Genomic DNA, 22,252 nt, shown 5'->3' on the forward strand with positions numbered 1-22,252 from the left:
TAGGAGACATGAACATGAAAGCAAACTTTTTATATTTACTCGTTTTCTCATTAATCATTATCACTACTGCTGAATTCATTGGTTTTCAACTGATTACAATCGGTTCAGTGAATATTGGTATACTACCGCTGGTATTCGCTATTCTACTTACGATGTTCCTAGGCTTCCAAGTCTTTCGAAAAGGAATATTAAAAAAGGTTTTTAGTAAAGGGAATATTGGATTTGCAAATAAATATTTATTATTTCTTATGCTACCTTTAATGGCAAGATACGGTGCTGATGTGGCTCCTCATATTAAAGAAATCTTGAAAATCGGCTGGGTGTTCCTTTTACAGGAGGTCGGAAATTTAGGTACTGTTTTAATTGGACTTCCAATCGCTATTTTAATCGGCCTAAGACGTGAAGCAATTGGCGCGACACTCGGAATAGGCAGGGAAGGTGAACTTGCATATATTTCTGAAAAATACACACTCGATTCCAGTGAAGGTAGAGGGGTACTCTCTCTTTATATTATCGGAACACTTTTCGGCGCTATTTTCTTCAGTATTTTCGCACCGTTATTATTAGACTTAGGCTTCAGAGTCGAGGCATTAGCAATGGCATCCGGAGTAGGATCTGCAAGCATGATGACAGCCGCATCTGCCACTTTAGTCGCTCGACTACCAGAGATGGGAAGTACAATTACTGCCTATGCAGCTGCCAGTCAGCTACTAACAAGTTTTTTAGGAACATTCACGATGGTGTTTTTAGCAGTGCCACTTCAGAAGTTTATGTATAACTTAATGGTTAGGGATGGTAAATAATGGACAAGGGATTAAATAAATATATTAAATATGCACTCGTATTATTACTCAGCTTAGGGCTTATCTTATTCACACAGCAAATCAAATTAATTAAAAATCCTGACTCTACTCCGATTACTTGGTTGACGATGTATGGAATGGCATTACTATGGCTCTTTTCCTTCATCGGCATCTTAATATCAGATTTAGTAAAGAAAGTACCCGTGAAGATCCTTCAAAGTTTCCCAATCTTAGGATGGGTATCAATTGTTTCTCTTATTTTTTGTTTGATTTCAGAATCATTTGTCAAAGCGATCGGAGCGGTAGATTTCCTTTCAATCACGACGCCAATTTTGACCTATGCTGGAATTTCTGTAGCAGATCGTTTAGTCGATCTTCGAAAAATATCCTGGAAAATTGCGATTGTAGCAGTGTTCGTTTTCATGGGCACATATCTCGGAAGTGCCGTTCTCGCACAATTCGGACTTTATATTACAGGAAGTTAACCCATATGTAAAACGAGGTTGATTAAGATCTACTTCGTATCTTTACAAGAATAAATATGTTCTAACTGGATAACTTAAAACGACAAATAACAAGCATTATTGTCCTCATCGGTCAACAACGCTTGTTATCCAATTATATATAATTAACATAAAATGTATGAAGTAAATTTATCACTATTGATATTCCGTTAACGTCTGGAAAAAATCCTTCAGAAATTCATAAAACAATAATTCTGTAGGCATAAGTTCCCGGTCTCTTGGAATGATCACTCCAACAGTACGAGTGACATTAGTTTCCAAAATTGATGCTTTCACTGTTGCTCTCGGCAAACTGTCAATAAGCGTGATTTCAGGTAGCATTGTTACACCGAGCCCTGCAGAGACAAGACCTTTAATTGCGTCAATATCTTTTCCTTCAAATGATACATCAGGAACGAATCCATGTTGCTGGCAAGCCTGGATTACTACATCACGTAGAATATAACCTTTTGGCGACAAGATAAATGGGTCATTTCGTAAATCATCTAATGCAATAGAGCGTTTGCTTGCAAGTGGGTGACTTGAATACAAAAGCGCAACAAGCTTTTCTACAAATAGAATTTCACTTTGCACCCGACGCTCCTGCATCGGAAGAGGTCCCATTAGCGCCATATCAATTTCACCTTTTATAACAGAATCGATTAAACGATAATAGGAATCTTGATGTAGCTGAAATTTCACGTCTGGATGTTTTTTTCGAAAAGTAGAGATAACAGTTGGCAATAGATGCGCAGCTAAGCTACTAGGGAAGCCGATCCTCACAGTGCCTTTTTCAGGATCTAAACATTCGTTTATTTCTCTTTTTGCTTGCTCTATTACATCCATAGCCTGTTGCATTTTTTCTAAAAACATTTTGCCAATTGGAGTTAAGCGAATATTTCTGCCTTCCCTGATAAACAGATCGACGCCAAGCTCGGCTTCCAAATTAACGATTTGCCGGCTAACAGCCGATTGCGCTACATGTAAAGCATCCGCTGCACCTGTCATATGTTCGCGTTTTGCTACCTCTATAAAATATTGGATTTGTCTTAGTTCCAAAAATCTCACCCTCTTCCGGACCAATCTAATTATAGCATGAATCTTATCTCAATTTCATATTGCTTAGATTGATTGCAAAAGATAAAATATTTACAAGAAGTTTTTTATGTGCGATTGGAAATTTATGTATGCACTCTTGTGGAGAGTAGCGGAAAAGGAGTGTAAAATATGGCGATGGTGATAAATATGAAAAATGAAAAAATGCAAGCAGCCCGTGCTTATATCGACGATGTATATGATACGGTAGTTAACCGAAATCCAAATGAGTATGAATTTCTTCAAGCTGTAAAAGAAATCTTCCACTCACTTATTCCTGTTTTCGCAAGAAATCCTCATTATATAGAAAATGGTATTTTGGAAAGAATGGTTGAACCTGAACGACTGATCTCATTTCGCGTACCATGGGTGGATGATCAAGGTAAAGTGCAAGTAAACCGTGGTTTCCGCGTGCAATTCAATAGCGCGATCGGACCTTATAAGGGAGGATTAAGATTTCATCCTTCTGTAAATGCTAGCATTATCAAATTCTTAGGTTTTGAACAAATATTTAAAAATGCATTAACTGGTCAAGCGATTGGTGGCGGTAAAGGTGGAGCTGACTTTGACCCTAAAGGAAAATCGAATGCAGAAGTGATGCGTTTTACTCAAAGCTTTATGACGGAATTAAGTAAGTATATTGGTTCAGATGTCGATGTACCAGCTGGAGATATCGGAGTTGGCGCACGAGAAATTGGTTATATGTTTGGCCAATACAAAAGATTACGCGGGAATTTTGATCCTGGCGTGTTTACTGGCAAAGGCGTAAACTACGGTGGTAGTCTTGCACGAACAGAAGCAACAGGCTATGGCACGGTCTATTTTGTCGAGGAAATGCTTAGAGACCAAGGACTTTCTTTCACCGGAAGTACCGTCGTTGTTTCCGGCTCAGGTAATGTATCCACTTATGCTATTGAAAAAGCCCAGGAGTTCGGCGCAAACGTTGTTGCTTGTAGTGACTCAAATGGCTATATATACGATAAATACGGCATTGACCTTGATACGATAAAAAGACTGAAAGAAGTAGACAGATGTAGAATCAGTGAATATGTAAAAGAACGACCTCACGCGAAGTACGTGGAAGGTAGTAACGGCATCTGGACCATCCCTTGTGATATCGCTCTACCATGCGCTACACAAAATGAGATTGATGAGCACTCCGCTAGAATACTCGTAGCAAACAAAGTGAAAGCAATTGGCGAAGGAGCGAATATGCCATCTACGCTTGAAGCTGTTGAAGTCTTTCATGACAGTGATGTTCTTTTTGGACCTGGAAAAGCAGCAAATGCTGGCGGTGTAGCCGTTTCCGCTTTAGAAATGGCGCAAAACAGCTCACGCGTTGCTTGGACATTCGAAGAGGTTGATGACAAACTGAAGCTGATCATGTCAGATATTTATAATAACAGCATGAAGGCAGCTGAAGAATACGGTCAACCTGGCAATCTTGTTACTGGCGCAAATATCGCTGGCTTTACAAAAGTTGCTGACGCGATGCTCATGCACGGTATTATTTAAGATATGTAAAAAAGACGATCCCTTCACTTTCGTGAAAGGATCGTCTTTTTATGTATGTAATCACATCAACACCAGTGAAATAACGATAGACACTTTGTATTCTTTAGACAAAAAAAGCGTAGATGAGAAAATCTCATCTACGCTTTTTAATGTTAATTATAATTTAACAACGTTAGCTGCTTGGTCGCCGCGGTTGCCTTGAGTGATTTCAAAGCTTACTTTTTGACCTTCTTCAAGTGATTTGAAGCCGTCTCCAGTGATTGCTGAGAAATGTACGAATACGTCTTCTCCGCCTTCAACTTCGATGAAACCGAAACCTTTGTCTGCGTTAAACCATTTTACTGTACCTTGATTCATTATGAAAAACCTCCAGAAATTTGTTACTTAATAGCGATGTAAAACAAAAATTCACATGCTTTCTCGGTTATACCATCAAAATATAATCCGAGAAAACATGTGAATTATAAGATTTAGTACTTATTAAGTGTATATAGAGCATACCATGACCAGAAGTAGAATGCAAATTCTTTTTAAAGATAACCCATATACCATGTTTTTATCTACGAATATATTAACAAAGACTCACAATACTCGCCTTCTTATTACGTTAAACTAACAGATCCTCCCTATTCAATTGCACGAAATCGACTTCAAAACCCATATCCTCTAGCATCCGCTTGTCGGAAAAACTTTCCTGTCCTTCCGTCGTTAAGTAATCCCCAATAAATATTGAATTTGCCGGATAAAGTCCAAATGGTTGCAAACTACGCAAATTGACTTCACGTCCTCCTGAAATTCGAATTTCCTTCGTAGGGTTGATCAAACGAAATAAGCATAAAACTTTTAAGCAATAGCGCGGATTCAGTTCGTTTGTTCCTGCAAGCGGCGTACCATCTACTGCATGCAAGAAGTTTACGGGAATCGAATCTGCATCCAAAACCTTCAAACTCCGCGCCATATCAATCACATCTTCCATTGATTCCTTCATTCCAATAATAACTCCTGAACATGGAGAGATTCCGGAATCTTTGACATGGCCAATTGTTGAAACACGCTCGTCGTATGTATGTGAAGTTGTAATATTTTCATGATGTTTGCTTGAGGTGTTGATGTTGTGATTATAACGATCAACACCCGCCTTCTTCAATCGTAAGGCTTGTTCTGGCTTCAAAATACCAAGACAAGCGCAAACAGTCATTTCCTTATGTAATAATTTAATTTCTTTTACTGAATCCACAACGATGTCCATTTCTCGATTTACGGGACCTCGTCCGCTCGCTACTATACAGTATGTACCTGCATTTAATCGTGCTGCCTTACTCGCACCAGCAACAATTTCATCCTTTTTCATCATTGCATATTTCTCAATCGGTGCTTTTGAAATAATGGACTGTGCGCAATATCCACAATTCTCAGGACAAAGACCTGATTTCGTGTTAATAATCATATTAAGCTTTACTTTATTACCATAAAAGTGTTTTCGAATTTTGTATGCTGCATGTAATAGCAGCAAAATTTCATCGTCCGGGCACTTGAGAATTGCAAGCGCCTGTTCATCGGTAATCTCTCCACCGGCAAGTACCTGATTAGCTATATCCATATATCGATTCACTTCGATCACTCCTTACCTAGACCTTTTGACAATTTTCCGCATACGATGGGCAAATACCCCTGCTAAAATGGCTAAAATCACGTCTTTAGGGAATGGGACCGCCATCCATATCCATGCTACTTTATATGAAAAAGCCTCTGGTGCGGAAAACCATAGCTTGTAAGCTGCATACATCCAGTTCGTTCCAAACAAATAACTCACTATTGTGCCTATTAGAGCTGCAATCACGTAAGTATGTAGTTTATTATTTTTCTCAATGATCTTCCCAGTTATATAAGCGGTAATAATAAATGAAATTATAAATCCAAAAGTTGGGTTTAATAACGATCCAATTCCACCGCTGAATTTCGCAAAAACCGGCGCTCCAACAAGGCCAATAAACGCATACACGGACATTGAAATTGCTCCAAGTCTACTTCCTAAAAATGCTCCCGCCAATACTGCAAAGAATGGCTGTAAAGTAATTGGTACTCCTCCAACTACCATAAATGGAACAAAAGAGGTAATATTCGCTCCTATCATCATTAACGCTGCGAACATACTCACATACACCATTTCTAGTGTTCCTAGCTTGTTTTTTGTTCTTACTGCCATTTCACTCATCGTTCCACCTCGAATTTTTAGTATATTAAGATCATAATAGATAGGCTGATTATATGTCAACCATAAAATAAAAATGGTTAACATATAGTTTTTTTGTAACGAAAACATTTCTCAAGGTACTAAACTATTGAATGCACGGTTCGGAAAGGAGGTTATCATGAGCGAGCTTGAGGAGCTGTATAAAGAAATTCAACCAAAGATTTATGCATTTTTCTATGTAAAAACATTTGATTCTGAGGCCGCAGAAGATTTAACACATGACGTGTTTTATGAAGCGCTAAAAGGATTTCATTCATTTTCAGAAAAATCCTCTATGCAAACATGGATCTTTTCCATAGCACAGAACTTATTAAAGAAATTCTATCGTTCCAAAAGATATATACGCAATTTGGAAAATATACTTGCCGAAAATAAAGATAATATCACTATTACTCCTGAAGATTTATACATCATGAAAGAAGGTAATCGGGCTCTTACTAAACAAATAAGCCAACTAGATAACCTCTCTAAGGAAATCGCGACTTTACGTATTTATGGCGAATTATCATTTAAAGAAATTGGTGATTTACTGAATAAAAGCGAGAATTACGCAAGGGTAACATTTCATCGCACAAAATTGAAACTTCAGAGGGAAATGAGGGTGAAAGATGAATAAAGACTGCTTTATCGCTGAAGACTTGCTGCCTTTACACAATGAAGGCTTGCTCCAAGAGGAAACAGCTGAATGGCTAGAGTCACACTTAAAAAGCTGTCCAAAATGCAATGAACTTGCTCAACATTCGAAAGAACCAGTTGAAAAGGAGACGATCACCTCTACTGTTAACCACGATAAAATGATGGGGAAAATCAAATTAAAATTAACTATTTACCAAATTATCTTTGTTAGCATATCATTTTTCTTTGCCATTAAAACATCACTTTTAAATGACAGCTTCGGCTTTATTTTATCGTATACTGTCTTAGGATTAATCACCTATTTATTTTACAAAAACTTTTTAATTGTCACTGCAATTGCATTCCTACCTGTTTTCTTTTGGGAAATCATCCAATCAACAGCAGGAGACATTTCGCTGTTACTAGGGCTCACTAGCGCGGCTTTTCTTGCCATTTTACATCTCATATTCGCACTTATGGGATGTTTCATCGGCTTACTGATTTTAAAACTTAAGGAGAGAGGTTGATGAGCATGAAAAAGAAAAAATGGCTATATACGATTTTACTTATCATCTTAATTGTACCGATATTATTTTTTTACCAGGCATTTAACGGAAATCCTGTTTCAAAAATAGCAGCAAAAAATTCATTACAAGGCTATCTAACTAGACAATATCCTCATAAGGAATATCGCATGCTTAATCAGTTTTATGATTTTAAAATTGGTGGTTATACTTTTGAAGTTGTGCAAATAGGAGATGAGCAACAAGAAAAATATGAATTTCAAGTAACTGGATTTTTTAAACCAACAATCACTTTTGATGGCATCTATTACGCTAATCTTGATGAGCCACTTATGGAGAAATTATCGAGAGAGGCAGTAGACGAATTAAAATCTGTGTTCCATGATAATGGGATTCAAATTGTCGACATGTATGTACAGCTTGAAATTTCACAAGGTAAATACACCGGCAATACTATATGGTCAAAAGGGTTACAATTAGAAAAACCAATGTATATTCACCTTACTATCGATGTAACAAATATGAACAAAAAAGATGTTCTAGCCGCTGTAAAGTCGATTCAACAAACGCTCGATTCTGAGAATTACCAATATAGTAGAGTTAGTTTCAATGGTAATATAATCGATAAATCCACCATTGGTAAGAATTATAACGGATATGTCAAATACCATATTGGGTTTGACAAAGGTGCCAATATTGAATTAAGTGATATCGAAACAGAAAAACAGTAAGCAAAATTGGCAAAAAGCTAAGAGAAATATCTCTGAGCTTTTTGCGAGATGTGAATTTTCTCTGGATAAAAAGATATTACAATGCTCTTTTTACTCCTAGGAATATCTAGTGATTAAGCAACTCCTTATCGTCCTTCACTATCCCACATGAAACACGTTTAACGATCCGTGTCGGAACAAGTATGTTACGCTTCATCATATGGGGATTTTCTATTAAATCAATAAGTGTTTTTGCTGCTTCAAAACCTAGTTGAAATGGGTGGATATCCACTGTTGTTAGCGGTGGACTCGATAGTTCGGACAGTAGTGAATACATAAATGTTGTCAATGAAAAATCATCCGGAACGCGAAGTCCTCTTTCATAAAGGGCTGATAAAATACTCATTGCCATCAATTCATCTGTAGTCAGGATCGCTGTCGGACAATCTTCCATTGCTAACAAATCATTTACCACTTTTTCCCCACTTTGCTTCGCAATATCCATCCGAAAAATTGACTTCTTATGGATGCCTGAAAGGGTTAACGCTTCCGTATATCCCTGTTCGCGGTCTTTATGTACTTCAAACTTTGGATCCCCACCAACATAAGCTATATGGCGGTGACCATGGGAAATTAAATGTTCTGTCATATCGCGCGCCGCTTTGACATTATCATTATCGACAAACATCACTTGATCAATTTGAGTAGTCGGTTTGCCGATCATAACAAAGGGGAATTGCCTTTGAAGAAGACGTTGCAGTATTGGATCATCATCTTCGGAATATAGCATGATGATCCCATCAACATTTTGCCCCGCGACCATCTTCACTACATCTTGAAAAATCTCCTCTTTTGTTTCACCTGTCGTCATTAATATGCTGTATTCACGGTCGTGAAGTAGATCCCCCATACCCTTTAACGCTTCAGGGAAAAACGGATCATATAGAGAATGCCTTGACGACTCCTTCATAACAATTCCGATTGTTCTCGTAGAGCGTTTAACAAGGTTTCTTGCAAGTAAGTTTGGATGGTAACCTAATTCATCCATCACTTTCCGAACCTTTTCTTTTGTATTCTGTGATATTTTTGGGCTATTAGCGATTACTCGAGAAACAGTTGAAGGCGCTACTCCCGCTTTTCTCGCGACATCTTTAATCGTTACATTCATCACCACTCCCCCCTCCTACTATTTATACAGACTCTCGGCATTCACCAAGCCGGATGGTACAAGATTTTCTTGTGCCATTTTTTCGTGTCTCCTCCTACGTTCACTTTTTATTAGTAGAATTACCCATTCTGTATTGAATAAATAACCTACATAAAAGGTGTACGCCTTCCACCGTTGATTTCCGTTCCAGGCGGACGCGTTCAGGGGGGCAGCCGCCTCAGGCCAACAGGATGTTGGTCATGAAGCCGTTGCCACACGATGTGGGGACTTTAGGCTTCGTTCCGTAATAGCGTCTTGCGGGGTCTCACCTGCCACGCTGATCCCCCAGGAGTCGCCCCCTTCCACTCCAATCAACGGAGATATTCTTTTGCTTATGGTAGGGCGACTGTTCATACCTTGTTCTTTTACAAGCTATGGATTACAGACCTATTGTATCTTATGTCGTGGCTCCAGAGTTCTTATTCGAATAGAGATCCTGAGCCTCGAGACCCAGCTTCCATGATTCGTTCCTACCTTCTGCTTCTCTTAGCTAAAAGCCAGCCCTTAGTATCACAGAATGGGTGGATGAATTACACCGGGTGCCTTTCTATGCCATCATGAGTGGCTTTGAACCTAGAGATGTTCCCATTATAGGGACTTTCTACGACTTCTTTCACCGTCTTTTGGGAAGGGAAGATGCCGATATTGAATTTCTGGATCACTATCAGATTGAGCCTTTCATCGATTTAAATGTCCGAACCAAGAATTATTTTAGCACGGAAAGTGATATACAAATCTCTCCCGTTCAAACAAAAGGGAAAAAGTAGATTATCACTTGGGATCTGGGAGGCATCGGTCTACAAAAATGCGGTACATAAGGACATATACCATCACGATGTGCCAACACATTGACGCTTGGTATGCTCATCAAAAAGATGAACGATCGTTTCTTAGTCATATTTTCTCTTCCATGGCTAAATCTTTTTTAAGGCTCTTTTCTAAAGGTTTGTTGCTTTTAAAACAAAATCTGTTGAAGGTTGATTAGAGCGAAAGTGCGAGACTCCTGGTCGGCTAAAGACGGCCACGTCCTGTCCGTCGCGGGATCAGCGGGACAGATGAGACCCCACAGGCGTTTACGCCGAGGAGGCTCTAAGAAAAGCGAAAGCGCCTTGATCAGCCCCGACAAGCATAAGACAGATTGCGTAGTGGCTTGCCTTTCAGCCACGTAGAAATATGACTTATGACCTCGAGGGGCTAGGGGCTATAGCTAGACAAACCGCCTGCCCCGCGGAAAGCGAGCAACTGTAGCGGAAATCAACCACGCACTACTTTATAAAGCAACAATGTTTTCAAAAACAGCCTTTTTTAAAAAATATGTGAACTTCTTTGGCATCTCTCTTTTTGAAAAGACTTGAAAACGAATACCAAATATTCAATAAAGCTTAGTTCCCAGTAGATTTTTCGGCAGATTTACGCCTCGAAATTCTGAGAGTCTATTTATTTTACTTCACCGCTCCATCCGATACACCTTTAATAATTTGCTTTTGGGCGATGAAATAACCAATAATGACAGGAATAATAGAGATGGTCAGCCCAGCAAGCGCCAAATGCCACTGTTTTGTATACTGTCCGAAGAATAAAAATAGTTTTAACGGTATCGTATCTGTTCCTTCCCCACTAATCACAAGCGAAGGAAGTAAGTAATCATTCCAAATCCAAATAACATTCAATATTCCAACTGTAATCGAAATAGGTTTTAATAGCGGAAAAATAATGTACCAAAATACTTGTAGTCGATTACAACCATCAATTGTCGCCGCTTCATCCAATGATTTTGGAATTCCTTTTAAAGCACCGTGATAAAGGAAAATTGACAAACTGGAACCAAAACCAAGATACATAAAAATCAATCCGTATATATTCAACATATCCGCCTTACCAAATAAAGAAACAAGCGGGATCATTACTGATTGGAACGGAATAAGCATCGCTGCGACAAACAGAAAGAATATAATATTGCTTAATTTACTACCATTACGGGATAATGCATACGCTGCAAGCGCTGAGAAAATGAGAATAGCCGCAACGCTAAGTAATGTAATAAGAACGGAGTTCATAAATGTTTGTAAAAAACTCAATTCCTCAAATGCTTGCTTAAAATTCGCAAACGTCCATTCGGCCGGAAATTTTAACGTATCTGCAAAAATTTCTCGTTTCGTTTTAAATGCATTGACAATCATCAAATAAAAAGGTGAGATCCATAATAGCGCAAGAACGATGCCGATAATTTCAAGTGTGTATCGTTTCCCCCTATTTTGCATTACATCTCAACCTCCCTTTTTTTGTTAATATATACTTGCGTTAATGCGATAATGGCGACAAGTATAAAGAAAATCACTGCCTTTGCCTGCGCGGCGGCCATTTGGTTCATTTGGAATGCCGTATTGACAATATCCATTGCCACCATCTTTGTTGAGTTAAACGGACCACCGTTAGTTAGTGATAAGTTTTGATCATAAATTTTAAAGGCATTAGACAATGTTAAAAACAAGCTAACCGTAAACGCTGGTGCCACAAGTGGAAATGTAATGTTACGGAACCTTTGAAATGCATTCGCACCGTCAATTTTTGCTGCCTCCAATAACTCTTGTGGAACATTTTCAAGATAAGCGATATAAATAATCATAATGTAGCCTGCCATTTGCCATGACATTAAAATGACCATTCCCCAGAAACCAGTATTGGTATCTGCTAACCATCCCTGAAGCCATTCAATTCCAGTCAAGCGACCGATCGAATCAAACACTTTCGTGAAAATAAACTGCCATATAAATCCAAGTATTAGTCCACCAATCAAGTTCGGCATAAAGAATATAGTACGAAGCATGTTCTTCGATTTAATATACGATGTAACGAGCATGGCTAGTCCAAGCCCAACAATATTGATCACAATAACAGATGCAATGGAAAATTTAAAAGTAAACCATAGCGAATTTAAAAATTCCTGATCACTAAATATATCTATATAGTTCTTCAAACCAATAAAATCTGGACTATTTACACCATCCCAGCTTGTGAAGGAATAATAAAAACCATTTAGGAGAGGAATTACTACTACAATAGCAAGTGCAATAATCACCGGGGCGAGAAAGAGCCAAAACATAATATCCTTATTTCTCACTTTATTTCAACCTCTTTTCTAGATAAATTATTTAAGAAAAAAGATAACAGCAAGAATAAGCCTGTTATCTTTTCTTTTTCCTGTCATTTATTCACGTGATTTAGCCCATTCATCTTGGGTTTTTTGTATTGTTTCTTCCCATGTTGCTTTATCTGATAAGTACTTTTGAAGCTCGGCACCAAGAACATTTTCACCCCATCCGATCGGATAGCTTTGGAATACCCATCCTGTTGTTTGACCTTTTTCCGCATATTCATAAATTTCTTTTGAAAGTGGGTCTGAGATTTTTTCTGTATCATAGCCTTCATAAGCTGGGATAAACTTAAACTCTGTTAAAGAAGCTTCTTTCCCTTCTTCAGATGTGTACATCCAATCTAGGAATTCACCAGCAGCTTTTTGTACTTCTTCATCCACCTTTTTGTTCACAGCCCAGAAATTAGGCACGCCAACCGGCATGTTCATTTCTCCATTTAATGGAATTGGCATAATGCCAATTCCCGATTCTGCAAGTTCTGGATCCATTTCTTCTACTGTTGGATAAACCCAGTTACCTTGCTGGATAATCGCTACACGCTCTGTGGAGAATAACTCTTCCACTTGCTGTGAGTAGTCTAGACTCATAACTGGCTGAACCGAATATTCATTTTGTAAATCGATATATTGTTTAAATGCATCAGAATTTGAAAATGCAACCTCTTTCGCTTCATACGCTTTCAGTACATCATTATCAAAGTCAGAAGCAAGGAAGACACTAGCCGCATGGTTCCCTGTTACCCATTTCTCCTTAGCCGGAAATGCGAAAACTGCATCAAGCTTTAATTCTTCTTTCTTTCCATCAATCGTTTCCACCGCTTTAATTAAATCTTCCATTGATGTAATCGATTCGGGATCTACACCCGCTTCTTTAAAAATATCTTTATTATAAATCAAGCCATATCCTTCTTGGTTATAAGGAAGACCTAGTACTTGTCCATCTTCTTCCACACCAGCAAGTGTTCCTTCCAGCGCGCTTTTTGCTGCTTCCGTCTCACTTAAATCAGCAAGGCGATCTCTGTATTGTTGGATATCTACGATACCATTAATATTAAAAATTGCCGGTTCATCGCCTGAAGCAAACTTAGCTTTTAACGCAGAAGCATAATCATTTCCGCCGCCAACTGTTTGAATATTCACTTTCACATCTGGATTTACTTCTTCATATTGTTTAGCTAGTTCTTCAAATTGCTTTTTAAACTCCACTTTAAACTGGAATACATCGACTGTTACTTTTTTTCCTGAATCAGCTGAATCATTTTCTTTTTCGCCTGTTGAACAACCGGCAAGTACAAGAAATAGTGCAGCAAGTAGGAACAATACTTTTCTATTAAACACGATATCTACCCCTTTATCATTTTATGTAATCCGGGAAACCGCTTTCAATTTATAAAGCTAGTATAGCACCCTCTTTTCGAAGAAGTCAACACTTTTAGTGAAACCGTTTGCCTAATGATAAATCATTGATATATATAGGTATATCCATGCTCATGATCCTAAATATCTCATAACAATGGCAGAATTTGGTCACACGATTGCATTGAGTTTCCTCTTTAACTATCAAAAAAAGTGAGAAATGGAAACACTATTTAGAGAGTAATACTGTTGATAGTAAATAAAGAAACAGCACTTCTATAAAAAACAAAAAGAGGTATTTACATTATCTTTATAAAAAAAAGTGCCCCTCAACGGGGACACTTTTTTAGTTATTTCTTAAAAACTTTACACACACGACTTCTGGAACATCAACTTCTGAATCCAACTTCGTGAGTTTTCCTGTTTCTTGATCTCTTGCGAACAATACTAAATTTCCTGTATGTTGGTTCGAAGCAACAATGAATGCTCCACTTGGATCCAAAACAAAATCACGCGGCCATTCTCCACCAGTTGGTGTATTTTCAATATGTGTCAGTTCACCAGTCTCCTCGTTCACACTGAAAACCGCAATGCTATTATGACCACGGTTTCCAGCATATACAAACCTACCGTCGGAAGAAATATGTATTGCACTTGCATCATTCGTTCCGCTAAAATCTTCCGGAATTGCACGGATATATTGTTTTTCTGCAAAACTACCTTGATTAGTGTCATAATCCAGAACAACTACTTCCGAAGTCAACTCTGTCAGTAGATAAGCAATTTTCCCATAAGGGTGGAAAGCAATATGGCGTGGACCACTGCCCGCTTTTACGTTGAGTGTATTTACTTTTACAAGTTTATCATTAGCTACTTTATATGTTACAAGCTCATCTATACCTAGGTCTGCTACTACCACATATTTCCCATCTGGAGTAGTTGCCGTGTAATGGACATGTGGTTTTTCCTGGCGCTCATGTGGCCCCTTACCCGCATGTTGCACAATAGATTGAGCCGAGTTCACAGCGCCATTTTCAGCAATCCGATACAGCTCGACTGTCCCCTCATGATAATTTCCTGTTACAAGCTCATTTTGAAGTGTATCAAGATGACATGGTGGTGCACCTTCTTGTACGTGACTACCAACTAATATCAAATCACCTGTCTCTGCGTTAATGGAATAGGCAGCCACACCACCAGACTTTTCCTCTTGGGCAACTGAATATAAATATCGATTATCATCACTCATTGTTAAATAGGTAGGACTGCCAACCTGGGCAGCTACTTTTACATTCCCGAGCTTTCCTGTTTCTGCGTCAAGCGTAAACGAGTAAATTCCCTTGCTACTTTCACGTGTATACGTACCTGCATATCCTATGTACTTTTTCCCCATCAATATCTCCCCTTTCAAAATTTTCTACCATTATTATACCATCACTGTCACATAACGCGAAAAAAGCCACCCTAAAATCAGTGTAGTACCGATTTAAAGGCAGCCTTTTTTATTTGTGTTATTTATATACTTTCATACGCGCGTCTATATCATTAAATTGTTTTTCCCCAGGTGCTGCTGTTGGTTTGCCAAATGGCATTTGAGCTAATAGCGTCCAGTCTGCTGGAATGTCCCAGATTTTTTGTACTGCTTCGTCAATTATTGGTTGGTAATGTTGCAATGAAGCCCCGAACCCCTCTACTTCCAATGCTGTCCATACAATATATTGAAGCATGCCCGATGATTGAAGGGAATACTCAGGAAATTTATCTGCATATAAAGCAAATTGTTCTTGTAAACCTTTCACCACTTTTTGATCTTCAAAAAATAGTACTGTTCCATAACCATTGCGAAAGCTTTCCATTTTTTCAGCAGTCGGTTGGAAACTTTCAGCTGGAACAATTTCCTTCAATGCTGCTTCAGTGATATTCCAAAGTTTATCATGGTTTTCCCCTAATAAAACAACGACTCTTCCACTTTGTGAATTAAATGCTGATGGTGCATGTTTCACTGCATGCTCGATAACTTCTTCAATTCTTTCATTTGATACGACACTTTCCTTACTAATTCCATATAATGAACGTCTTTCTTCTACCGCTGTATAAAAGTCCTGTTTTGTATTAATCATATTCATTCTCCTCTAGTCGTTAATTTGATCGAAATACCTGATGGATCTTTTATGATTAGATTACCATCCTTTTTAGTAAAAGATGCGTTTATTTTTTCTAACCTACCAATTGTTTCACTCAATGCTTTTTCGTCTGGTAATATGATCGTGAACCTTTTTAACCCAGCACTATTTTCAGCTGGTGCAGGTGCTCCGGCACTATTCCATATGTTCAGCCCAATATGGTGATGATACCCATCCTTGGCGACAAAAAGTGCCTGGCTACCATATTTTAACATCAGATCAAACCCTAGGGCATCACAATAAAATTCTCTTGTTTTTACTAACTCAGATACTTGTAAATGAATATGACCAATGATGGTATCTTTAGGCATTCCTGTCCAACCTTGTTCCGTTCCATCCTTCAATACATCCGCTACATCAAGTGCTTCGGTCGTCATATGCACCTGATCACCGTCCCACTTCCATGTATCCGGCGCTCTATCAATATAAATTTCAATCCCATTTCCTTCAGGGTCATTTAAGTAAAGCGCCTCACTTACATGATGGTCAGAAGCCCCTTGTAACTGTGTGCTTGTATGAATAAAATGATGTATAATATTAGCTAAATCTGAACGATTCGGCAATAAAAGGGCTATATGGTATAAGCCCGTTGTCCGTTGACGTGGATTCACATCTTTCACCTGTTCAAGCGTCAAAAGTGTTGTTTTTCCATCAACTGTTAGGGATGCAAAGCTATTTGTTTGTTCGAGCACTTGAAATCCAAGAACATCTATATAAAACGCAAGCGTGCGCTCTAAACTTTCTACAATAAGCTCAACATTGCCAATGACAGAATATGGTGGAGTAATTGATTTTTTCAATATGGAATCTCCTTTCTAAATTAAATTACTTACTTCATGTAACTAACTATATATTAGTTATGTTATAATTTCAAGTAAGTTATATACAAAACAATAGTTAGGTAAATAATACAACAAGTGTTATAATTTAATGAGTGAGGTGAACAACATGAATACATTTGTGTGTCCAAAATTTGAGAAGGCAATGAGTATACTTGGCCAGCGCTGGACTGGGTTAATTATTCATCAACTACTCAACGGCCCTCAGCGTTTTTGCACAGTAGAAGGTGCAATGCCCATTAGCGCCCGAGTTCTATCAGAAAGATTGAAGGACTTGGAACATGAAGGCATTGTCAATCGAAAGGTATATCCGGAAACACCAGTCCGAATTGAATATTCTTTAACAGATAAAGGCTTAGCTTTACATCCTCTCATTAAAGAAATTGAAATTTGGGCCGAAAATTGGCTCGATGTCGATAAAAAAGAATCCATTAATCCTTAATGCCGACTGCTCTTAACGAGACAGCCGGCTTTCTTTATTTTCTCTGTAGATATACGTTATTATGTACATAGTATTAAAATAGGAGGTTTTTTAAAAATGAAGAATGAAATCATTCAAAGATTTGTATCATACGTGAAAATAAATACACAATCAGATGAAAATAATCCTGTTTGCCCTTCAACGAAAGGCCAATTAATGCTTGCTAATAACCTCGTTGAGGAATTAAGAAAAATCGGGATGAAAGATGTATCTGTTGATGAAAACGGATACGTGATGGCGACACTTCCAGCTAACACAGAAAAAAAAGTACCTGTAATTGGATTTCTGGCTCATGTCGACACGGCTACTGATTTTACAGGGGATGGAGTTAATCCGCAAATCGTGGAAAATTATAACGGTGAAGCCCTAACTCTAAATAACGACATTATTTTATCACCGGCAGACTTTCCATCACTTAGCAATTATAAAGGGCAAACAATCATCACGACCGATGGGACAACATTGCTCGGTGCAGATAATAAAGCAGGAATCGCTGAAATTATGACAGCAATGGCGTATTTGATACAGCACCCAGAAATAAAACATGGGAAAGTTAGAATCGCTTTTACTCCAGACGAAGAAATAGGAAGAGGCCCACATAAATTTGATGTTGGCGCATTTGGTGCAAATTTTGCCTATACAATAGATGGCGGTCCACTTGGCGAATTGCAATATGAAAGCTTTAATGCCGCTGGTGTGAAGTTAACCTTTAAAGGCACCAATATCCATCCAGGAACAGCAAAAGGCACAATGGTCAATGCTGCTAAAATAGCAATGGAGTTTAACAGTCGTCTTCCCATTGGAGAATCCCCTGAATTAACAGAAGGTTACGAAGGATTTTATCACTTACTTGCTTTTAATGGAGATGTAGAGGTGACTAAATTAACTTATATTATTCGGGATTTCGATCGTGATCAATTTGAGGCACGTAAAACAAATGTGAAAAAAATTGTTAATGAACTTCGTGAGCAATATGGTCATGAACGCATTGTACTTGAAATGACAGACCAATATTACAATATGGGAGAAAAAATTACGCCTGTCATTGAAATCGTTGACATTGCTTCTGATGCGATGAAACGATTAGACATCAAACCCCTAATTTCGCCAATTCGCGGAGGTACCGATGGCTCGCAATTGTCCTATTTAGGACTCCCGACTCCAAATATTTTTACTGGTGGGGAAAACTTCCACGGTCCATACGAGTTTATTTCCGTTGAAAGTATGGAAAAAGCAGTGAAAGTGATCGTAGAGATAGTAAACTTGTTTGAAGATAGGGCCTAACCGAGAAAGACGAGAGCTTACTGATGGCACATGACAATTTACCGGCCGCTCCGTCGGGTTTACTGGCCACTCATGACAGCTTACTGGCCGCTCGACCGATTTATTGGCCACTCATGATAGTTTACTGGCCGCTCGACCGATTTATTGGCCACTCGTCGGATTTATTGGCCACTCATGATAGTTTACTGGCCGCTCGTCGGGTTTATTAACCACTCATAACAGCTTACTGGCCACTCATGCATTTTATGAGCCGCTCGCTATATTTACTAATATCCATCAATACAAAGTCGTTAATCATATCAAGCAGACCTAAGTTTTTTAGGTTTGCTTATTTATTATTGCAAAATTTAACATACGCACTGTCTCTCCAAATATTATTGCAAAATTCAACATTTACAGTATAATTATTCTTACAACTTAGAAGAAGGAGTGAATACACGTGAGAACATTAGAAAGAATTAGTCAGTTTGCAGGTAATACATTTGCTGTATGGGTATTGTTGTTTGCTGCTCTGGCCTTTTTTATTCCAGGAGGCTTTACATGGATTTCTCCTTACATTTCGATATTGCTTGGAATTATTATGTTCGGAATGGGGATGACTCTCTCTTTAGATGATTTTAAGGAAGTATTTAAACACCCTAAAAAAGTGGCCATTGGTGTTGTTGCACAATTTACGATTATGCCGCTTATCGCTTTTGGACTCGCTATAGCATTTAAGCTGCCGCCTGAAGTCGCTGCAGGTGTAATCTTAGTTGGTTGCTGCCCTGGCGGTACTTCATCAAACGTCATGACTTTTTTGGCGAAAGGAAATATTGCTTTATCCGTGGCCATCACCTCCGTTACTACTTTATTGGCACCATTTGTAACGCCTGCATTAATCCTATTGCTAGCTAGTAAATGGCTTCCAGTTTCGGCAGGAGACATGTTTATATCAATCGTAAAAATTGTACTCATTCCTATTATTCTTGGTCTTTTTATCAAAATGCTTTTCCGTAAACAAGTAGAACAAAGCGTAAAAGCCTTGCCTCTAGTATCTGTTGTGGCGATTGTTGCCATCGTAGCGGCGGTTGTTAGTGGGAATCAGCAAAAAATTGCGGAAACAGGATTACTGATCTTACTTGTCGTTATTTTGCATAATTCACTTGGCTACTTGCTAGGTTATTTCTTTGCTCGCTTATTAAAGCTAGATTATGCTGACCAGAAAGCCGTTTCCATTGAGGTTGGCATGCAAAACTCCGGACTTGGTGCATCATTGGCTGCAGCCCACTTTTCACCGCTAGCTGCCGTTCCAAGCGCCATTTTTAGTGTCTGGCACAATATATCCGGATCCCTACTTGCCACTTGGTGGAGTAAAAAGGCTGAAAAGAATGGAAAAAGTCGCTGAAGATTGTTCTCATCTGAATTCCTTCATTCTATCTATGTAAAACAGTAATAAGTATTGACTTTCATATCCGTACCTGCAATAATACATTAGACAAATGAATCAGATTGCCTTTAAACCAGTCCCGTGAGGCTGCCAAGGTTACATGCGTAATTTACTTGCGCGTGATTTTTGCATAACGATGATTATAACATCCGATTATTATGCACCTTGCCAGTTATTGGGCGAGGTGTTTTTTGCTGCCCAATGACTAGATCTGATCTCTTGAATATTAAAATATAAGGAGAGATATCGGATGAAACAAAGAGAAATTAAAGTAGATGAACGCTTACCATTATTACAGAGCCTACCACTTAGCTTTCAACATTTGTTCGCTATGTTCGGCTCGACAGTATTAGTACCACTTATGTTTAATGTGAATCCCGCAACAATACTACTTATGAATGGGATTGGAACGCTACTATATATTTTTATTACAAAAGGGAAGATTCCCGCTTACCTCGGCTCAAGCTTTGCTTTTATTTCACCTGTGTTTGCAGTATTAGGAAACTATACAGGTGGAGATGGTTATAGCTATGTACTAGGTGGGTTTCTAGCAGTTGGAATTGTGCTTGTCATCGTCGGTTTAATAATAAAAGCAGTTGGCACGGCATGGATCGACATTATTTTCCCACCAGCAGCTATGGGTGCGATCGTTGCAGTTATTGGGCTTGAGCTTGTTCCTGTTGCAGCCGGTATGGCTGACTTAGTAAAGCCCTCTGATGCATCGGCAGATTGGGTAGCAGATCCAAAGAATATCATCGTCGCATTATTAACACTCGGAATTACGATCATTTGTTGGGTAACCATGAGAGGTTTCCTAAAAATTATCCCGATTTTACTAGGAATCATCTCCGGGTATATTATTGCTACTTTCTTCGGTTTGGTTAATTACACTGCTGTCAAAGAAGCAGCGTGGATTTCCTTGCCAACGTATTACCAAATGAAATTCAGCATATCTGATATTCTCATCATCTTACCGGCTGCACTCGTCTTAGTACCAGAACATATCGGGCATTTGATTGTAACAGGCAATATCGTAAAAAAAGATCTTATTAAAGACCCAGGACTAGACCGCTCCATGATGGGTAACGGAATTTCAACAATACTCTCTAGTTTTTTCGGAGCAACACCTAATACAACATATGGTGAAAATATCGGTGTTTTGGCCATTTCTCGTGTATATTCTACTTGGATTATCGGCGGAGCAGCAGTCATTGCAATCATTCTCTCTTTCTGCGGCAAATTAGCTGCACTCATTTCTTCCATCCCAACTCCAGTGATGGGTGGTATCTCGCTGCTTTTATTCGGAATCATTGCAGCAAGTGGAATCCGGATGCTTGTAGAGGCCAAAGTGGATTATAACATTTCGCAAAACCTAATATTGACTTGCGTTGTACTTGCAATCGGAATTAGCGGTGCAACCATTCATATCGGCTCTGTTGAATTTAAAGGAATGGGTCTCGCAACAATTGTTGCAATACTGTTAAGCCTATTCTTCAAACTATTAGATGTGTTAAAGCTATCAAATGAAAATTGATCAATCATCCATAGTAATATTGAAAGGTCCCAATTATGGGGCCTTTTTGTTTGCTAATTTTCTACCTTTGCAGACTTTCCCAATAAAAATGAAGGATTTCCCTAGCAGCTTCCTGAGGGTCTTGAAATAATCCACTATCATTAGAAAGATTTTGATTGCCCATTCTTAAAAGCGATATATAAGCATGTGCGGCAAATGTAGTATTTACTTTACGGATTTCCTCTTTTTTAATCGCTTTTTCTAATTCAAGTTCAAGCACTTGAAAAATCTTTTTTTCTGCTTCCTTCATGTTTTGAATTTGTTGGGCATTTAACACTTGATGACTTTCTCTTAAAAAGGTGTTTAAATCAATCGTTGTAGTAGCCTGTAAATGCGCTTCTGCTAGGATCAAAAGTCGTTCATGCAACGGAGTATTCTCTGTCAGTATCTGCACTGTTCGTTCATGTACTCGCTTCATCATTGCTAACATAGCAGCAGTAAAAAGTTCCGCTTTTGTAGAATAGTAGTAATATACAGTCGCTTTCGTTACATTGCATGCTATAGCTACTTCTTCCACTGGTACTTTTTGAAATCCCTTTCGCAAAAACAATCCACCAGCTACAGCTAATATCAATTCATCTGTTGGTTGTTCCAGCCCACTGCTTTTCGGTCTACCAAGCGAGCGACCTATATTTTTATATTCCACATCAATCGAGCTCCTAGTTTAATTTTGAAGTAATTATATCATAAAATAAATAATACAATTGATTAATTAACTATCTAGTATATA

The 22,252-nt window shown here is 38.5% G+C and carries 22 protein-coding genes; 10 read left to right on the forward strand and 12 right to left on the reverse strand.

All coding sequences use genetic code 11. The features are described 5' to 3' along the window. Positions 1-14: 14 nt before the first annotated feature. Positions 15-803 carry a DUF3100 domain-containing protein gene (locus MHB53_RS14835; protein WP_445661438.1) on the forward strand — a complete coding sequence of 263 codons (789 nt, stop codon included), beginning with the start codon at positions 15-17 and terminating at the stop codon, positions 801-803. Next, the gene (locus tag MHB53_RS14840; protein ID WP_340919698.1) at positions 803-1,288 is read left to right on the forward strand and encodes a hypothetical protein; all 486 of its coding nucleotides are present in this window, start codon (positions 803-805) and stop codon (positions 1,286-1,288) included. Before MHB53_RS14835 ends, MHB53_RS14840 begins: the two co-directional genes overlap by 1 nt. Positions 1,289-1,462: 174 nt before the next feature. Here MHB53_RS14840 and MHB53_RS14845 read toward each other — a convergent pair whose 3' ends face one another. After that, positions 1,463-2,365, reverse strand: a complete 903-nt coding sequence (locus tag MHB53_RS14845; protein WP_340919700.1) for a LysR family transcriptional regulator — start codon at positions 2,363-2,365, stop codon at positions 1,463-1,465. Between the two features lie 168 nt (positions 2,366-2,533). Between MHB53_RS14845 and gdhA the strand changes: the two genes are divergently transcribed. Next, positions 2,534-3,916 carry an NADP-specific glutamate dehydrogenase gene (gdhA, locus tag MHB53_RS14850; protein ID WP_340919702.1) on the forward strand — a complete coding sequence of 461 codons (1,383 nt, stop codon included), beginning with the start codon at positions 2,534-2,536 and terminating at the stop codon, positions 3,914-3,916. 156 nt (positions 3,917-4,072) lie between these two features. On the opposite strand, the gene MHB53_RS14855 is transcribed toward gdhA, so the two are convergent. The 3 genes from MHB53_RS14855 to MHB53_RS14865 all read right to left on the reverse strand — a co-directional run bounded on the left by MHB53_RS14855 (position 4,073) and on the right by MHB53_RS14865 (position 6,122). After that, positions 4,073-4,273 carry a cold-shock protein gene (locus tag MHB53_RS14855; RefSeq protein WP_340919704.1) on the reverse strand — a complete coding sequence of 67 codons (201 nt, stop codon included), beginning with the start codon at positions 4,271-4,273 and terminating at the stop codon, positions 4,073-4,075. Positions 4,274-4,523: 250 nt separating this feature from the next. Continuing rightward, on the reverse strand, positions 4,524-5,516 hold the full coding sequence (gene bioB, locus MHB53_RS14860) for a biotin synthase BioB (protein WP_445661526.1): 993 nt from the start codon (positions 5,514-5,516) through the stop codon (positions 4,524-4,526). A gap of 24 nt (positions 5,517-5,540) precedes the next feature. Next, positions 5,541-6,122, reverse strand: a complete 582-nt coding sequence (locus MHB53_RS14865) for a biotin transporter BioY (protein ID WP_445661527.1) — start codon at positions 6,120-6,122, stop codon at positions 5,541-5,543. Positions 6,123-6,288: 166 nt separating this feature from the next. Here MHB53_RS14865 and MHB53_RS14870 point away from each other — a divergent pair, with 166 nt between their 5' ends. The 3 genes from MHB53_RS14870 to MHB53_RS14880 are packed head-to-tail and all read left to right on the forward strand — an operon-like array spanning position 6,289 to position 8,040. Next, the gene (locus tag MHB53_RS14870; protein ID WP_340919712.1) at positions 6,289-6,786 is read left to right on the forward strand and encodes an RNA polymerase sigma factor; all 498 of its coding nucleotides are present in this window, start codon (positions 6,289-6,291) and stop codon (positions 6,784-6,786) included. Beyond that, positions 6,779-7,312, forward strand: a complete 534-nt coding sequence (locus MHB53_RS14875) for a zf-HC2 domain-containing protein (protein ID WP_340919715.1) — start codon at positions 6,779-6,781, stop codon at positions 7,310-7,312. The genes MHB53_RS14870 and MHB53_RS14875 overlap by 8 nt, the downstream gene beginning before the upstream one ends. Continuing rightward, positions 7,312-8,040 carry a YfjL-like protein gene (locus MHB53_RS14880; protein WP_340919719.1) on the forward strand — a complete coding sequence of 243 codons (729 nt, stop codon included), beginning with the start codon at positions 7,312-7,314 and terminating at the stop codon, positions 8,038-8,040. Before MHB53_RS14875 ends, MHB53_RS14880 begins: the two co-directional genes overlap by 1 nt. A 106-nt stretch (positions 8,041-8,146) precedes the next feature. On the opposite strand, the gene MHB53_RS14885 is transcribed toward MHB53_RS14880, so the two are convergent. From MHB53_RS14885 to MHB53_RS14915, 7 genes are all read right to left on the reverse strand, one after another. After that, complete coding sequence (locus MHB53_RS14885; protein ID WP_340919721.1) at positions 8,147-9,187, reverse strand: LacI family DNA-binding transcriptional regulator; 1,041 nt, start codon at positions 9,185-9,187, stop codon at positions 8,147-8,149. Between the two features lie 1,481 nt (positions 9,188-10,668). Further along, positions 10,669-11,487 carry a carbohydrate ABC transporter permease gene (locus MHB53_RS14890; RefSeq protein WP_340919722.1) on the reverse strand — a complete coding sequence of 273 codons (819 nt, stop codon included), beginning with the start codon at positions 11,485-11,487 and terminating at the stop codon, positions 10,669-10,671. Continuing rightward, the gene (locus MHB53_RS14895) at positions 11,487-12,347 is read right to left on the reverse strand and encodes a carbohydrate ABC transporter permease (RefSeq protein ID WP_340919724.1); all 861 of its coding nucleotides are present in this window, start codon (positions 12,345-12,347) and stop codon (positions 11,487-11,489) included. Before MHB53_RS14895 ends, MHB53_RS14890 begins: the two co-directional genes overlap by 1 nt. Before the next feature lie 87 nt (positions 12,348-12,434). Further along, positions 12,435-13,718 (reverse strand): ABC transporter substrate-binding protein, encoded by a 1,284-nt coding sequence (locus MHB53_RS14900; RefSeq protein ID WP_340919726.1) that lies wholly within the window; start codon positions 13,716-13,718, stop codon positions 12,435-12,437. 364 nt (positions 13,719-14,082) lie between these two features. Further along, the gene (locus tag MHB53_RS14905) at positions 14,083-15,129 is read right to left on the reverse strand and encodes a lactonase family protein (RefSeq protein ID WP_340919728.1); all 1,047 of its coding nucleotides are present in this window, start codon (positions 15,127-15,129) and stop codon (positions 14,083-14,085) included. A 118-nt stretch (positions 15,130-15,247) separates the two neighbouring features. Continuing rightward, on the reverse strand, positions 15,248-15,856 hold the full coding sequence (locus MHB53_RS14910; RefSeq protein ID WP_340919730.1) for a nitroreductase family protein: 609 nt from the start codon (positions 15,854-15,856) through the stop codon (positions 15,248-15,250). A 2-nt stretch (positions 15,857-15,858) separates the two neighbouring features. Beyond that, the gene (locus tag MHB53_RS14915) at positions 15,859-16,719 is read right to left on the reverse strand and encodes a VOC family protein (protein ID WP_340919732.1); all 861 of its coding nucleotides are present in this window, start codon (positions 16,717-16,719) and stop codon (positions 15,859-15,861) included. Between the two features lie 148 nt (positions 16,720-16,867). Here MHB53_RS14915 and MHB53_RS14920 point away from each other — a divergent pair, with 148 nt between their 5' ends. From MHB53_RS14920 to uraA, 4 genes are all read left to right on the forward strand, one after another. Then, entirely contained in the window at positions 16,868-17,200 is a 333-nt protein-coding gene (locus MHB53_RS14920; RefSeq protein ID WP_340919734.1) for a winged helix-turn-helix transcriptional regulator, read from the forward strand. Between the two features lie 96 nt (positions 17,201-17,296). After that, positions 17,297-18,523: a peptidase T gene (gene pepT / locus MHB53_RS14925; RefSeq protein WP_340919736.1), complete on the forward strand. Its 1,227-nt coding sequence runs from the start codon at positions 17,297-17,299 to the stop codon at positions 18,521-18,523. Between the two features lie 439 nt (positions 18,524-18,962). Continuing rightward, the gene (locus MHB53_RS14930; protein WP_340919738.1) at positions 18,963-19,907 is read left to right on the forward strand and encodes a bile acid:sodium symporter family protein; all 945 of its coding nucleotides are present in this window, start codon (positions 18,963-18,965) and stop codon (positions 19,905-19,907) included. Between the two features lie 292 nt (positions 19,908-20,199). Then, positions 20,200-21,483 (forward strand): uracil permease, encoded by a 1,284-nt coding sequence (gene uraA / locus MHB53_RS14935; protein ID WP_340919740.1) that lies wholly within the window; start codon positions 20,200-20,202, stop codon positions 21,481-21,483. A gap of 61 nt (positions 21,484-21,544) precedes the next feature. Here uraA and MHB53_RS14940 read toward each other — a convergent pair whose 3' ends face one another. Further along, entirely contained in the window at positions 21,545-22,168 is a 624-nt protein-coding gene (locus MHB53_RS14940) for a TetR/AcrR family transcriptional regulator (protein ID WP_340919742.1), read from the reverse strand. Between the last annotated feature and the right edge of the window lie 84 nt (positions 22,169-22,252).

The organism is Bacillus sp. FSL K6-3431 (genome assembly GCF_038002605.1).
Lineage (GTDB): Bacteria > Bacillota > Bacilli > Bacillales > Bacillaceae_C > Lederbergia.

What these genes read in the sequence shown, in the direction of transcription:
- MHB53_RS14870 (WP_340919712.1), top strand. Translation starts at nt 6,289, where the DNA reads ATGAGCGAGCTTGAGGAGCTGTATAAAGAAATTCAACCAAAGATTTAT.
- MHB53_RS14910 (WP_340919730.1), bottom strand. Translation starts at nt 15,856, where the DNA reads ATGATTAATACAAAACAGGACTTTTATACAGCGGTAGAAGAAAGACGT.
- MHB53_RS14890 (WP_340919722.1), bottom strand. Translation starts at nt 11,487, where the DNA reads ATGCAAAATAGGGGGAAACGATACACACTTGAAATTATCGGCATCGTT.
- MHB53_RS14875 (WP_340919715.1), top strand. Translation starts at nt 6,779, where the DNA reads ATGAATAAAGACTGCTTTATCGCTGAAGACTTGCTGCCTTTACACAAT.
- MHB53_RS14905 (WP_340919728.1), bottom strand. Translation starts at nt 15,129, where the DNA reads ATGGGGAAAAAGTACATAGGATATGCAGGTACGTATACACGTGAAAGT.
- pepT (WP_340919736.1), top strand. Translation starts at nt 17,297, where the DNA reads ATGAAGAATGAAATCATTCAAAGATTTGTATCATACGTGAAAATAAAT.
- uraA (WP_340919740.1), top strand. Translation starts at nt 20,200, where the DNA reads ATGAAACAAAGAGAAATTAAAGTAGATGAACGCTTACCATTATTACAG.
- bioB (WP_445661526.1), bottom strand. Translation starts at nt 5,516, where the DNA reads ATGGATATAGCTAATCAGGTACTTGCCGGTGGAGAGATTACCGATGAA.
- MHB53_RS14920 (WP_340919734.1), top strand. Translation starts at nt 16,868, where the DNA reads ATGAATACATTTGTGTGTCCAAAATTTGAGAAGGCAATGAGTATACTT.
- gdhA (WP_340919702.1), top strand. Translation starts at nt 2,534, where the DNA reads ATGGCGATGGTGATAAATATGAAAAATGAAAAAATGCAAGCAGCCCGT.
- MHB53_RS14835 (WP_445661438.1), top strand. Translation starts at nt 15, where the DNA reads ATGAAAGCAAACTTTTTATATTTACTCGTTTTCTCATTAATCATTATC.
- MHB53_RS14840 (WP_340919698.1), top strand. Translation starts at nt 803, where the DNA reads ATGGACAAGGGATTAAATAAATATATTAAATATGCACTCGTATTATTA.
- MHB53_RS14880 (WP_340919719.1), top strand. Translation starts at nt 7,312, where the DNA reads ATGAGCATGAAAAAGAAAAAATGGCTATATACGATTTTACTTATCATC.
- MHB53_RS14865 (WP_445661527.1), bottom strand. Translation starts at nt 6,122, where the DNA reads ATGGCAGTAAGAACAAAAAACAAGCTAGGAACACTAGAAATGGTGTAT.
- MHB53_RS14885 (WP_340919721.1), bottom strand. Translation starts at nt 9,187, where the DNA reads ATGAATGTAACGATTAAAGATGTCGCGAGAAAAGCGGGAGTAGCGCCT.
- MHB53_RS14855 (WP_340919704.1), bottom strand. Translation starts at nt 4,273, where the DNA reads ATGAATCAAGGTACAGTAAAATGGTTTAACGCAGACAAAGGTTTCGGT.